Below are 12,261 nucleotides of genomic sequence, written 5' to 3'. Positions count from 1 at the left end.
GCTTGTGGATTAGGTGGCCGCGGTGCCCACGTCCATGGAGGCGAATCGGCGGGTGCTCACCAGCCAGGCGGCCAGGACCACGATGGTGGCCGCGCTGATCGACACCGTTAGTCGGGGGCCGATCCAGTCGTACAGCGCCCCTTGGATCATGGTGCCCACGCCGATGGCCACGTTGATCACCATCAGGTACAAGGCGATGACCCGACCCCGCATGGACTCCTCCACCTGGAGCTGGATGACGGTGTTCAGCGTCGACGCGGTGGCGAGGTGGCAGCCGCCGAGGATTAGTAAGAATACGATGGCCATGGCGTACCACGGGGCCAGACCGAATCCGGCCAACGCCAGGCCGTAGATGCTCAGCCCAATACCCAGCAGTCGGGACCGGGCGGTGAACTGACCTCTCCCGGCCACCAGGGGGAAGAAGATGATCGATCCGATGCCGGTGCCGGCGGCCAGCAGGCCCAGCTGCCAACCGCTGGTGTTGAACTCTTCTTCGGCGAACACCACGATTAGGAAAATGATGGGCTGGGCACAAGTAGCGGTGATGAGCACCGTCTTGAATGCCCTTTGGATGCCTGGCTGGGTTCTCCAGTAGCCCACCACCTCGCGCAGATCGGTGAACACCCTGATGGGGGGCGGGTCGTCGGGCAACAGGCGGGGCACCTGGATCAGCACCACGGTAAACAGCACCGCGAAAAAGGAGACCCCATTGGCGAAGAACACCCAGCCCGGTCCGAAGAATCCCAACAGCACGCCGCCCAAGGCTGGCCCTACTGCCCGGGTGGCCTGGAACTGGGTGGAGTTGAGGGTCACCGCGTTCAAGAGCAGCTCTTTGGGCACCAGTTCGGCGATGAAGGCCTGCCAGGCGGGCAGCATGAATCCGTTGAGGATCCCGTAGCCCCAAGCCAGCAGCATGTAGATGACCGGCGAGCGCACTCCCGCCCCCCCACAGGGCGGCAAACCCAAAGGCGCCGACGCACAGAAGGCTCTGGGTCATCAGGATGATGCTGCGGCGGGGCACCCGGTCGGCCAGCGGCCCGGCCCACAAATTGGTGAAAACCGTCATCACCATCTGGGTGATCGCCACCAGCCCGACCCACGCCCCTCGGTCGGTGATTTCGTCGATCACATAGGCCAGCACCAGAATCTGCATCCACGTCCCGGTGTTGGACACCAAGGCCCCAAACCAGAACAACCGGAAGTTGCGCAACCGCAGGGCCCGAGTCGAAGCCCGAAACCCCGATCGATCAGCCACCCAGCGACCCTACCGCCCAGTGGGTGTTGGGTAACTTCTCGTCGATAGCAAACGGAACGGTGATACCGTACACTTGATGGGTGAAGGTCCGCTCGGTCCGCCATCGCGGACTACATCAACTGCTCAACAACGACAACCCCAAGTACCTTCCCTACGACCTGACCGATCGAGTGCGCAAGGTTCTTACCGCCTTGGTCCTGGCGAACAACATGGACGACTTCGTGGCAAGTGCTCCTCGCGGCTGGCGAGTTCACCGGCTCTCAGGGGACCGCAGCCAGCATTGGAGCGTCTCAGTGTCGAGCAACTGGCGGATTACCTTTGAAGAAGAGGCTGGCCACATCAACCGTTTGAACTTGGAGGACTACCACTAATGGCAGCTCACGAAATCGAAATCAACATGACCCCATCGCATCCGGGCGATTTCGTTCGCACTGAGATCATCGAGGAACTCAGTCTGAGCGTTTCGAAAGCGGCCGAGATCTTGGGGGTCCGCCGAGCAACCCTGTCCGATTTGTTGAACGGCAATGCCGCCCTATCAGCAGAAATGGCACTCCGTCTTGAGAAAGCCTTCGATGCAAGCATGGAGATGCTCCTGCGGATGCAGGCCTGGTACGACGCGGCAATGATGCGAGCCCGAGCTGACGAGGTCGATGTCAAACGATACGAGCCCGTGTAGCCGTGCAGATGAAGATCGGCGAGCCGGATGCCCACCGCGAGGGCAGACTCACACCCTCGGGGTGACCAGCGCTATTTCCGCTGACCTAGTGTCAAGAACCGTGCATGCATGGTCAGCTCCGAGCGGCAACACGGCCGCGTTTGGAGAGCGGCCGTAACGACAGTGGTCGAGGTCGACCGCGTTTCGAAATCGTTTGACGACCAGTCGGTCTTGCGGGAGCTCTCGTTTTCTATCGAGCGGAGTGAGATCTTCTGCCTGCTTGGACCGAACGGCGCGGGCAAGACCACCACCATGGAGATCCTCGAGGGATTCCTCGAACCCGATTCCGGATCGGTCCAAGTCCTCGGGTGCGACCCGCTCGCATCTGGTGAAGTTCTCCGGCCACGCGTTGGGGTTGTGCTCCAAGAGAGCGGATTCCCGAAATTCTTTCGGGTGGGAGAGATGATCAACACCTGGCGGTCTTACTACGACGATCCGCTGCCTTACGACGACATTCTCGACCTCGTCGGCCTTCGTAACGACGAGGCGAAGTTGATACGAAAACTCTCCGGAGGGCAGCGTCGCCGACTCGATTTCGCACTGGCGGTCGCCGGCGACCCGGCAGTCATCTTCCTTGACGAGCCGACCACGGGCTTCGACCCAGAGGCGAGGGCGCGCTGTTGGGAAGCCATCGCCAGTCTGCGAGAACTAGGCAAGACCATACTGCTGACCACCCACTATCTAGACGAGGCCGAACGCCTTGGTGACCGAATTGCAGTGCTCTTGGACGGCGCGGCCGGAGCGATCGGCAGCACCCAGGAACTGGCTCATCTGGCCAATTTGGGGGTGACGGTCTCGTTCCAGGCGTCGGCCGAAGTCGCTGAGGAGCTTGCTCGCGAGTTCCCCGGGCTCAAAACAGCCGACGAGTCTGTGGACGGCCAGATCGACAATGTCCGCGCCCTCACTCGTCGACTCGAATTGCTCGACGATCACGCGTCGCAGCGGGCATTTGCCAGTCTCCGAGTTCAGCCTCCGAGCCTTGAGCAGGCCTACCTCTCGCTGGTCGGCAGGCAATCGCTCCCGACAGATTCGAGATCGCAATGATGTCGATCCTTGTCCGAATGGGTCGCCAGGCCAAGCTCGAACAGCGGGCCTTCTGGCGGAACCCCGACTATGCCTTCTTCACCTTCCTGCTGCCGCTCTTGTTGCTGGCCCTACTCGGGGCCGTCAACTCAGGGGACGAGATTGGCGACCGGACCGACATCAACGCCATTGACTTGGTGGTGCCCGGAGTGGTCGCCTTCGCGGTGATGGTTTCCGCCTACGCCAACCTGGCATCTCGCCTGGCTGTTCTCAGGGCCGATGGGGTCTTGAAGAGGATTCGAACCACGCCACTCGATCCGCGGGCGTATCTCACCGCGCAACTCCTCAGCACCTTGGCCACCACCCTGTTGGCCAGCGCCGCCACCATCCTTCTGGGATTCGTCGCCTTCGACGTCTCCCCCCGAACCGAAGGTGTGCTTGCTCTCGCGCTCGGACTCGTTCTCGGCATCATCTGTTTTGCCGCCCTCGGACTCGCCCTCAGTTCGGCCATCTCCCATGCCGATGCTGCCGGTCCCATCACCCATGCCACCTACCTCCCCCTGGCATTGGTCTCCGGTGTTTTCGATCCCAGCATCAACATCCCCGGCTGGCTGGAGACCCTGGTTTCCCTCTTCCCCGTCCAAGCCCTCGTCGAGCTCCTTGTCGCGGCCTACGACCCGACGGCCGACGGTGTGCCCCTCGGGGCCTCATTGGTGCTGGCCATCTGGGGCATCGGTGCCATCGCCATTGCCATGCGGACATTCAGCTGGGTCCCGTCGCGCAATTAGATCGTTCAGGCCGCACCGCTAGGCTTCGCGGCCGTGCGAGCGTGGCGAGTTCATCAATATGGGAGGCCGTCGGAGGCGCTGCGGCTGGACGAAATCGACGAGCCGGTGCCGGAGCCGGGCAAGATCCGGGTGGCGCCCACTCGGACGGTGCTGAACTTCAACGAGATCGACGGCTGCCACGGGCGTTACCGCACCGTGAACCCCGACCTCCCCTACACCCTGGGCATGGAAGTACTGGGCACGGTGGATGCCGCTGGAGAGGGGGCCGAGGAATGGCTCGGACGCCGAGTACACGCCACGGCCGAGAGTGCCTTCGGGGGCTACGCCGACAAGGTGATCGCCCAACCCGACATGGTGTTCGACGCCCCCGAATCGCTGGACGACACCGAGGCGGCCGCCTTCTTCTTTCCGTTCCATTTGGCCTGGCTGGGTTTGCACGAGCGGGGTCAGGTCCAACCCGGGGAGTGGGTGCTGATCCACGCCGCGGCCGGCGGGGTGGGCTCGGCCGCGGTGCAGCTCGCTGTTGACGCCGGGGCCCGGGTGATCGGCACTGCGGGCAGCGAGGCCAAGTGCGAGCTGGTGCGCTCTCTGGGGGCCGAAGCCGCGGTCAACTACCGGGAGGGGGACTTCGCCACCGAGGTGCGGGACATCACCGGCGGAGCCGGAGTCGACCTGGTGTTCGATGGCGTGGGGGGCGACGTGACCGAGACCTCGCTGCGGTGCATGACCCGGGGCGGTCGGCTGATGATCATCGGCTTCGCCAGCAAGATCGAAGCCGAGGATGCCGCTGGCCTTCGCCCGCGGCTGCTGTGCTTCTCCCAGGTCTCGATCGGCGGGGTGCTCTTGGCTTATAACAGCAATCCGGCGGTCTATGGCGGGATGGCGGGGTTCAATATCAACCCCCGATCGCTGGGCGACCGGATCCACGAGGAGCTCTGCGGCCGGCTAGCCGAGGGCCGGATCGCCCCGCTGGTGGGCGGCACCGTGGCCTTCGAGCAGCTGCCCATCGCCCTGGAGCAGATGGAGGACCGCCTCACCACTGGGCGCATCGTGGTGGTCTGCTGATCCAAGCCCGTTTGTAGTCCCGCGGGCGGTCTACTGATCAACACTCCCTGCTGTGGTCGATTGCCGAGCAAACAAGCCAAAATAGAGCCATGACCGAGCTCGGATATCTCGCCTTCGACGCCGACAACCACTACTACGAGGCCACCGACGCCTTCACCCGCCACATCGACCCCAAGATGGCCAAGCGCTGCATGCAGTGGGCCGACATCGGGGGCAAGCAGCGGCTGATCGTGGGCGGGCGGATCAACCGGTTCATTCCCAATCCCACGTTCGACCCGGTGGCCAAACCCGGCATCCTCGATGAGTATTTCCGGGCCAAGACCTCGGCCAGCGACATGCGGGAGGCCTTCGGCGAGCTCGACCCCATCAGCCCCGCTTACCGCAACCGCGATGAGCGCTTGGCACTGATGGACTCCCAAGGGCTGGGCGGCTGCTTTTTGTTCCCCACCCTGGGCGTGGGCATGGAGGCCTGCCTGGAAGACGACATCGACGCCATCACCGCCGCGTTCGGGGCGTTCAACCGCTGGCTGGACGACGACTGGGGCTTCTCCTACCAAGAGCGCCTTTTCACCGCCCTGTACCTGAGCCTGGTTGACGTGGACTGGGCACTGGGCGAACTGGAATGGGCCATCGGCCGGGGCCTGCGGCTGGTGAACTTCCGGGCCACCTCGGTGCCCGACGGCCACGGCAACTACCGCTCTCTGGGCCATCCCGCCCACGACCCGGTGTGGCAGTTCCTCAACGACCACGGCGTGTGCGTGGCCTTCCACTCCGGCGACTCCGGCTACTCGTTCATGAACCATCGCTGGGGGCTGGGCACCGAGACCGAAGCCTTCCGCTACAACCCGCTCCAGAGCCTGCTGTCGCACTCCCCGATCAGCGACACCATGGCCTCGCTTCTGGCCGACGGGGTGCTGGTGCGGTTCCCCAACCTGCGGGTGGCCACCATCGAAACCGGCTCGTACTGGGTACGGCCCCTCATCCAGAAGCTGGCCAAGACCTACGGCCAGCACCGCCACGCCTTCGAGGAAGACCCGGTGGAGACCTTCCGCAACCAGGTGTGGGTGTCGCCCTATTACGAGGACGACCTGCACGAACTGGCCGGGCTGATCGGCACCGATCACATGCTGTTCGGCTCCGACTTCCCCCACGCCGAAGGACTGGCCAACCCGGTGTCGTTTGTGGACGACCTCAACGGGTTCAGCGACGACGACATACGCCGCATCATGTGCGACAACGGCGCTGGCCTGTCGCGGCTGGCCGTCTAGCCCAGACCACCGCCCTCCGAGTTCACCACCTGATTGAAAGGGGCCTTGTATGGCCTGGGATTTTGAAACCGAGCCCGAGTTCCAAGAGCAGCTTGACTGGACCCGGGCGTTCCTCGACGAGCACATCCTGCCGCTGGAGACCATCGAGCTGGAGGTGACCGACGAGCAGTGGAAGACATTGACCGCGCCGCTGAAGCAGCAAGTCAAGGACCGGGGACTGTGGGCCTGCCACCTCGACCCGGAGCTGGGGGGCCAGGGCTTCGGCCAGGTGAAGCTGGGGTTGATGCACGAGATATTGGGCCGGTCGTCAATCGCACCGGCCATATTCGGCAACAACGCCCCCGACTCCGGCAACGCCGAACTATTGGCCATCGGCGGCAACGAGGAGCAGAAGAAAAAGTGGATGGAGCCGCTGTTGGCCGGCGAGCTGCGTTCGGGTTTTTCGATGACCGAGCCCGACACCGCCGGGTCCGACCCCACCTTGTTGGAGACCAATGCGGTGCGCGACGGCGACACCTGGGTGATCAACGGCCACAAGTGGTTCACCTCGGGCGGCTCAGGGGCCGACTTCCTGATCGCCATGGTGGTGACCAACCCCGATGTCCACCCGTATCAGGGGTCGTCCATGATCGTGGTGCCCACCGACACCCCCGGTTTGGAGATCGTGCGGGACGTGCCCAACATGCACCACCCCTACCCTGGCCAGTTCGCCCGCCATCCCCTGGGCCACTCCGAGGTGATCTACAACGACGTGCGGGTGCCGGCCGAGAACTTGATCGGCGAGCCCGGCGACGGGTTCGTGCTGGCCCAAAAGCGCCTCGGCCCTGGGCGCATCCACCACGCCATGCGCTGGATCGGCCAGTCGCAGCGGGCGCTGGACATGATGTGCGAGCGGGCTCTGTCCCGATTCGCCCACGGCAGCCTGTTGGCCGAAAAGCAGATGGTGCAGGACTTCATCGCCGAGACCCGCATTGATATCGCCTCGGCCCGGCTGCTGTGCCTGCACGCCGCCTGGCACATGGACAAGCACGGCTCCTCCGCGTCGCGCACCGAAATCGCCATGATCAAGGTGTACGGCACCAAGATGCTGTTCAACGCCATCGACCGCTCCATCCAGGTCCACGGCGCCCTGGGCTACTCAGCCGACATGCCCCTGGAGGAGATGTACCGCAACGCCCGGGCCTCCCGCCTGGTGGACGGGGCCGACGAGGTGCACAAGGTGTCCATCGCCCGCCGCACTCTCAAGGAATACGCCGCGGTGGACGGTTTTCCCACCGAGCACATCCCCACCCGCCGAGCCGCCGCCCTCGAGCGCTTCGCCGACCACCTCGACATCGAGGTGATGAACAGCTAGCGACTGGTCGTCTCTGAGTCATTTTCCGAGGTACACGACTCAAAGTTTCGATGATGGTATATTTTCCGGTATGAAATCGCATCCAAATCCCCAAGAGGTGCTAGAGGCGCTCGGCGACAAGATCGTCGAATCCTTGGGTGCTGCCGTTTTCAAAGCCCGGAACGACTTGAACGACTATCGCTCGACGTTTCCTGAATTCGTGGCCGACGCGAGCGAACGCGGCTTGGCCAACTGGATTCATGACCGATTGTGGACCCACCTGACCGCCAATCTGGAGGATTCGGACACAGTCCAGTTCGTCGACAGCGGGCCAACTCGGGAAATCCTGGTTGACGACACCTACCGGCTGCGCATCAAACGCCACGACTCTCATGGCCGCGTTGCCTCTTACCCCACCGCGGCGGCCAATGCGTTCTTCGAGCAGCTGTCACTGGAGCTGCAACTAGACGGCAGAACCGAGGTCCGACTGATCGCAGGGTATCGCTGGGTGCCAGAAGCCCGTGAGATCGGCTCCGCGGTCCTCTCCTATCGTGATGGCGTGGGCAACATGGTCTGGATGGTCGAGCTTCCCGAACCATCACAAGGCGCGCCCGCGGTGCCAATCACAGGCCCGTCGGTGCCACCGCAGCCACAATTCGGCCTCCCAGACGCCGGTGGGAGGTCTGGGACAATCCAGCAATGAGCCTGGGAGAGGCCATCGCCACGGCTCGCCGAGCCCGCGGTTTGACCCAAGTCGCCCTGGCAGGGCAGCTTGGGATTACCCAAGCCGCCCTGTCCCGCTACGAACACAATCTGCGAGAGCCGACAGAGGGTGTTCTGGGTGACATCGCTTCGGCCCTTGGCCTTACCCCCGACTTTCTGGACCAAGCTGACCGCATGCAGGGGGCACTAGCTGTCGGTGCTCACATGCGTCGCCGGGCAACGGCGAAAGCCACAGCATGGCGTCGTCTAGAAGCCCAGCTGAACCTCTACCGCCTCCACGCCCAGCGGCTATTCGACGAAGTGGAGCTTCATGTGGAACTGACCGTCCCCTGGTTTGATCCATTCGAGTACGAGCCCGACACCGCCGCCCGCCTGCTGCGAATGCAGTGGCGCATGCCCAGCGGACCAGTACGCGATCTCACAGGGTGGATGGAAGCCGCTGGTTGTCTCATCATTGTCGCCGACTTCGGTACCTCTCGCGTCGACGGCCTCTCACAGTGGAGCGACAGCCAGCCCGTCATCATGCTGAACTCGACACCGCCCACCGACCGCCGACGCCTCACTCTGGCTCACGAGTTGGGCCACCTCTGCCTGCACAGCCATGGGGTACCCGACGATGTAGAAGCCGACGCCTCGGCCTTCGCTGCCGAATTCCTGATGCCCGCCGACACCATCCGCCCCCAACTCCGCAACCTCACCACTGGCAAGCTGCACGATCTCAAAAGGCATTGGGGAGTATCGATGCAGGCACTCATCGAACGCGCGTATCGCCTCGAGACAATCAGTGCTACACAGCGCACCAGCTTCTACAAGAAATTCAGCAAGTTGGGTTGGCGCACCCACGAACCCGTCAGCGATGAATTGCCACCAGAAAAGCCCCGTCTCGCCGCGGAGATTGGCCAAGCCCTGATCGCTCGTGGCCTCACCGACAGCGAAGCCGCCATCATTTGCGGCTTCTCTCCTGATAATCCAGATAACCCCTTCCTTTCTGACGCGGCTCATCTTCGACTCGTTTAAGGCCGCAAAGGCGCGCCAAAGGGGCCGGTAGCCTTTAGGGATGTCCAAGCCGCTGGCCCTGAGCTTTTTACGGTCGGCCAGCGATGCCAACCAACTGCCTGAGTCGCGCTGCGAGGTAGCGCTGGTGGGCCGGTCGAATGTGGGCAAGTCGTCGCTTCTGAACGCAGTGGCCAACCGCAAGGGCTTGGCCCGTACCTCCAAGGCGCCAGGGGCCACCCGGCTACTCAACATCTTTGAACTGGAGGGTGAGCCCGGTCGCTGGCTGGTGGACCTCCCCGGCTACGGCTTCGCCAAAGCCCCCAAGTCCGACCGCTACCGCTGGCAGCAGATGATGGACGGCTACCTGATCGACCGGCCCGCGCTGGTACAGGTGCTGCTGCTGATCGATGGCCTGGTCGGCCCCACACCGTTGGATCTTCAGACCGTGGAGTGGCTGACCCACCACGATGTGGCGCTGCGCCCGGTGGCCACCAAGGCCGACAAGGTGAAGTCCTCCCGCCGCGGTGCCCGCCGAAACGAGCTGGCTCAAGGTCTCGGCGTCGCCCCCGGCGATGTCCTGTGGACCAGCGCAGCCAAGGGCCAGGGCATCCCCGAACTACGGGCCGAATTGGCTGCTGCGCTGCGGCTCAACCCCTGACCACCATCGGACTGCATTCGCCTGGCCGTCGTTGTGGTCAGATATCCCGTTCAGGCGAAGAGTCCGACCCGATCGATGTAGCAATCGCTTCTGAATCGCTCGCATCGATCACAACCCTCACGAATTCGTGGTCGATCAGGTCCAGCACTAGCAGAGGCAGTTCCGGCCCGCTGCGGGCCACAGCCCAGAACTGTTTTCCGACCACGGCCCGGCCGAGCATGGTCCCCACTCGACGCCTGCCCGGCCATCGCCATCCGAAGTGCGCCCCAATTCCGATCTGGCGGTGATCGATCTTGGTCTCGAGTTCCCCACGCGGGACAACAACCGCACTGGCCAATTGGGCGCGGTCGATCTCAACGGCTCGTCGAAAGTTGGCCATGCGATCCCATCTGCTGAGTTCGATCCGTAGAGTGCCATCTGTCCATTCGACCCGGAAGGCCATGGCAGCCATGGTACCCACGCCAAAACGGCCTCCCTCTGGTCAGCCAAGGGCCAAGGCAACTCCGAGCTACGGGCCGAACTAGCCAACGCCCTGCGGCTCAACCTCTGATCGGGAACCCCACTGCGGCCTCCAACTCGGCCAGCGCCTCGTCGGGATCAATCACCTTGATGGTGGTCATCCCCATGGCCCGAGCCGGCTTGAGGTTCACGCCCAAGTCGTCGAGAAACACGCACCCCGAGGGCTCCACGCTGAGTGCCTTACAGGCCAAGGCGTAAAAAGCCGGATCGGGTTTGCGCACCCCCACCACCGACGACTCGATCACCACGTCAAACCGCCCCAGCACCTCGGCCAGCTCCGCAGACCGCTCTGAAGACCCCATCGGCGCGTAGTTGTTGGTCAAGAGCCCCGTCTTCAGCCGCTCCGAGCACCGACGAACCGCCTCGGCCATGCTGGGAATCAGCTCTCCACCTAGCCCGTTCAGCACCGCCATCCCATCCACCTGATAACCCATCGCCGCTGCCTCGCCCTCAAACGCCACGGCAAACTCCTCCAGCCCGATCTCTCCCCGCTCCATCCGCGCCCAAGCATTGCTATCGGAATCAGTCGAATTGATCCGCCGAATCAACCCCTCCGGCAGCCCATTCTCCCGCTCATAGGCCGCAAACCCCTCCCACGGCCCCGACACGATCACTCCGCCCATGTCAAACAACACCGCCTCAACCACCGCCCGAGAGTACCCTCACGGGTCTCAAAGCAGAAACGCTCAGACGAACCTACACAAGATCCAGCCGGTTGACATCCCTAGGTTGAACCCCTAGTTTCACATACTCGCACTTCAAGAGGACCCGTCGATGGCATCCGAATTTGTTCAGCTCAAACAAATCTCCATGAAGAGCCATCCGGAGTTCAATGAAGTTTGGCTTCATGAACGTCTCTCCGATCAACCTGAGCTGCCAGCATAGCAACAGATCGCCCCTACTGGGAGGATAAAGCTAGTCCAAGCACGCTGCGAATTACGGACCATCTGTTTGATATTGCCAGAGAAGTTGATCCAGACGTATCACTCAACTACAACAAATTCTATATCGGGCTGTCAAAGAGAGGTAAAGCGTCGAACTTCGTCACCTTTGTTCCACAAAAAAGCCAAGTAAAGTTGAGGCCAAGTGGTTAGAGAGCGAAGATGTTCAAGACCTAGTCGAAGACTTCGAAAATTCCTCAATTATATTACACAGCAACGCAACTCAAAAGGGCTGTCGATTCTTGATTGGCAAAGTGCCAAGTGATGATGAGCGCAAGCTTCTGCATGACGCTATAGAGCGAGCTCGAAAGGGATTCGAGAACTGATAGCGGACTCCGTTGTTGGGACTTGCAGACAATATTAGACAGTTCTCTCTGTCTGGTCAGAGTGCCGTGTAACACGGAATGAGTTGAACTCGCAGTTCAAGGCGATAGCGTCTCCGGCAAGCTGCTTTAGCCAGTCCGTCTCGATAAACATTACAGTCCTGTCCTTGTCTCGCTTAATGTTGTACCTGTGGAGTCTCTGCATACCGTCAGAAAGGGTCGCGGGATGAGAGTGAGCCAAGTGCTCACGCCGCGTCACGGTGTCGTTGTATCGCTCCACCAGATTCGGATAGTCCGGATCGTCGGTCCAGTGTTTCTGCAGTTTCCGAAACAGACCTCTGGGTGAGTCATCCGTCAGTGACGCCAATTCCGTTTCGGTGATGCGATGGAGGACATAAATGACCTCCCACTCCAGATACAGGAACGCATAGTGCGCCCATCCGACCGCCAGGAGATAGTCGTCTTCAGGTCTCATCGTCTCATTTAGGACTCATGGCGAAGGCCGTCAATGAATATACGTGCCACACTCAGCAATTTCGGTCCACTGCTGGAGGTACTGCAGCTCTGTCCACCTCGACACACTGTTGTCGACGATGATCAGCTGGGGGGGGGGGGGGGGGGGGGGGGGGGGGGGGGGGGGGGGGGGGGGGGGGG

At 62.5% G+C, this 12,261-nt stretch carries 14 protein-coding genes; 11 read left to right on the top strand and 3 right to left on the bottom strand.

The features are described from left to right. Positions 1-9: 9 nt before the first annotated feature. Positions 10-960 (bottom strand): MFS transporter, encoded by a 951-nt coding sequence (locus tag OXG30_10730; protein ID MCY4135368.1) that lies wholly within the window; start codon positions 958-960, stop codon positions 10-12. Between the two features lie 41 nt (positions 961-1,001). Here OXG30_10730 and OXG30_10725 point away from each other — a divergent pair, with 41 nt between their 5' ends. The 11 genes from OXG30_10725 to yihA all read left to right on the top strand — a co-directional run bounded on the left by OXG30_10725 (position 1,002) and on the right by yihA (position 9,824). Further along, positions 1,002-1,133 carry a hypothetical protein gene (locus OXG30_10725; protein MCY4135367.1) on the top strand — a complete coding sequence of 44 codons (132 nt, stop codon included), beginning with the start codon at positions 1,002-1,004 and terminating at the stop codon, positions 1,131-1,133. A gap of 202 nt (positions 1,134-1,335) precedes the next feature. Next, positions 1,336-1,626 (top strand): type II toxin-antitoxin system RelE/ParE family toxin, encoded by a 291-nt coding sequence (locus OXG30_10720; protein MCY4135366.1) that lies wholly within the window; start codon positions 1,336-1,338, stop codon positions 1,624-1,626. After that, the gene (locus OXG30_10715; GenBank protein ID MCY4135365.1) at positions 1,626-1,931 is read left to right on the top strand and encodes a HigA family addiction module antitoxin; all 306 of its coding nucleotides are present in this window, start codon (positions 1,626-1,628) and stop codon (positions 1,929-1,931) included. The genes OXG30_10720 and OXG30_10715 overlap by 1 nt, the downstream gene beginning before the upstream one ends. 108 nt (positions 1,932-2,039) lie before the next feature. Then, positions 2,040-3,014, top strand: coding sequence for an ABC transporter ATP-binding protein (locus OXG30_10710; protein MCY4135364.1), 975 nt, complete (start codon positions 2,040-2,042; stop codon positions 3,012-3,014). 17 nt (positions 3,015-3,031) lie between these two features. Next, entirely contained in the window at positions 3,032-3,781 is a 750-nt protein-coding gene (locus OXG30_10705; GenBank protein ID MCY4135363.1) for an ABC transporter permease, read from the top strand. Positions 3,782-3,814: 33 nt separating this feature from the next. Beyond that, positions 3,815-4,846 carry an NADPH:quinone oxidoreductase family protein gene (locus OXG30_10700; protein MCY4135362.1) on the top strand — a complete coding sequence of 344 codons (1,032 nt, stop codon included), beginning with the start codon at positions 3,815-3,817 and terminating at the stop codon, positions 4,844-4,846. Between the two features lie 89 nt (positions 4,847-4,935). Then, on the top strand, positions 4,936-6,114 hold the full coding sequence (locus OXG30_10695) for an amidohydrolase family protein (protein MCY4135361.1): 1,179 nt from the start codon (positions 4,936-4,938) through the stop codon (positions 6,112-6,114). Between the two features lie 49 nt (positions 6,115-6,163). Further along, a complete protein-coding gene (locus tag OXG30_10690; protein ID MCY4135360.1) occupies positions 6,164-7,468 on the top strand; it encodes an acyl-CoA dehydrogenase family protein in 1,305 nt (434 codons plus the stop codon). Between the two features lie 97 nt (positions 7,469-7,565). Next, a complete protein-coding gene (locus OXG30_10685; GenBank protein MCY4135359.1) occupies positions 7,566-8,150 on the top strand; it encodes a hypothetical protein in 585 nt (194 codons plus the stop codon). Beyond that, entirely contained in the window at positions 8,147-9,187 is a 1,041-nt protein-coding gene (locus OXG30_10680) for an XRE family transcriptional regulator (protein ID MCY4135358.1), read from the top strand. Before OXG30_10685 ends, OXG30_10680 begins: the two co-directional genes overlap by 4 nt. A gap of 40 nt (positions 9,188-9,227) precedes the next feature. Beyond that, on the top strand, positions 9,228-9,824 hold the full coding sequence (gene yihA, locus OXG30_10675; protein ID MCY4135357.1) for a ribosome biogenesis GTP-binding protein YihA/YsxC: 597 nt from the start codon (positions 9,228-9,230) through the stop codon (positions 9,822-9,824). Positions 9,825-9,861: 37 nt separating this feature from the next. Here the strand turns inward: yihA and OXG30_10670 are convergent, their stop codons facing one another. Both OXG30_10670 and OXG30_10665 read right to left on the bottom strand, forming a co-directional pair. Next, positions 9,862-10,044, bottom strand: coding sequence for a hypothetical protein (locus tag OXG30_10670; protein MCY4135356.1), 183 nt, complete (start codon positions 10,042-10,044; stop codon positions 9,862-9,864). Positions 10,045-10,363: 319 nt separating this feature from the next. Next, positions 10,364-10,990, bottom strand: a complete 627-nt coding sequence (locus OXG30_10665) for an HAD-IA family hydrolase (GenBank protein ID MCY4135355.1) — start codon at positions 10,988-10,990, stop codon at positions 10,364-10,366. Positions 10,991-12,261: the final 1,271 nt, after the last annotated feature.

It is taken from the genome of bacterium, assembly GCA_026708015.1.
Lineage (GTDB): Bacteria > Actinomycetota > Acidimicrobiia > Acidimicrobiales > Bin134 > Poriferisocius.
Note: the sequence above shows the minus strand (reverse complement) of the source record. Positions and strands in the feature narration are given on the sequence as shown.

Coding starts and splice junctions, on each gene's coding strand:
- yihA (MCY4135357.1), top strand. CDS start 9,228: ATGTCCAAGCCGCTGGCCCTGAGCTTTTTACGGTCGGCCAGCGATGCC.
- OXG30_10670 (MCY4135356.1), bottom strand. CDS start 10,044: ATGCTCGGCCGGGCCGTGGTCGGAAAACAGTTCTGGGCTGTGGCCCGC.
- OXG30_10710 (MCY4135364.1), top strand. CDS start 2,040: ATGGTCAGCTCCGAGCGGCAACACGGCCGCGTTTGGAGAGCGGCCGTA.
- OXG30_10705 (MCY4135363.1), top strand. CDS start 3,032: ATGGGTCGCCAGGCCAAGCTCGAACAGCGGGCCTTCTGGCGGAACCCC.
- OXG30_10715 (MCY4135365.1), top strand. CDS start 1,626: ATGGCAGCTCACGAAATCGAAATCAACATGACCCCATCGCATCCGGGC.
- OXG30_10680 (MCY4135358.1), top strand. CDS start 8,147: ATGAGCCTGGGAGAGGCCATCGCCACGGCTCGCCGAGCCCGCGGTTTG.
- OXG30_10725 (MCY4135367.1), top strand. CDS start 1,002: ATGATGCTGCGGCGGGGCACCCGGTCGGCCAGCGGCCCGGCCCACAAA.
- OXG30_10690 (MCY4135360.1), top strand. CDS start 6,164: ATGGCCTGGGATTTTGAAACCGAGCCCGAGTTCCAAGAGCAGCTTGAC.
- OXG30_10695 (MCY4135361.1), top strand. CDS start 4,936: ATGACCGAGCTCGGATATCTCGCCTTCGACGCCGACAACCACTACTAC.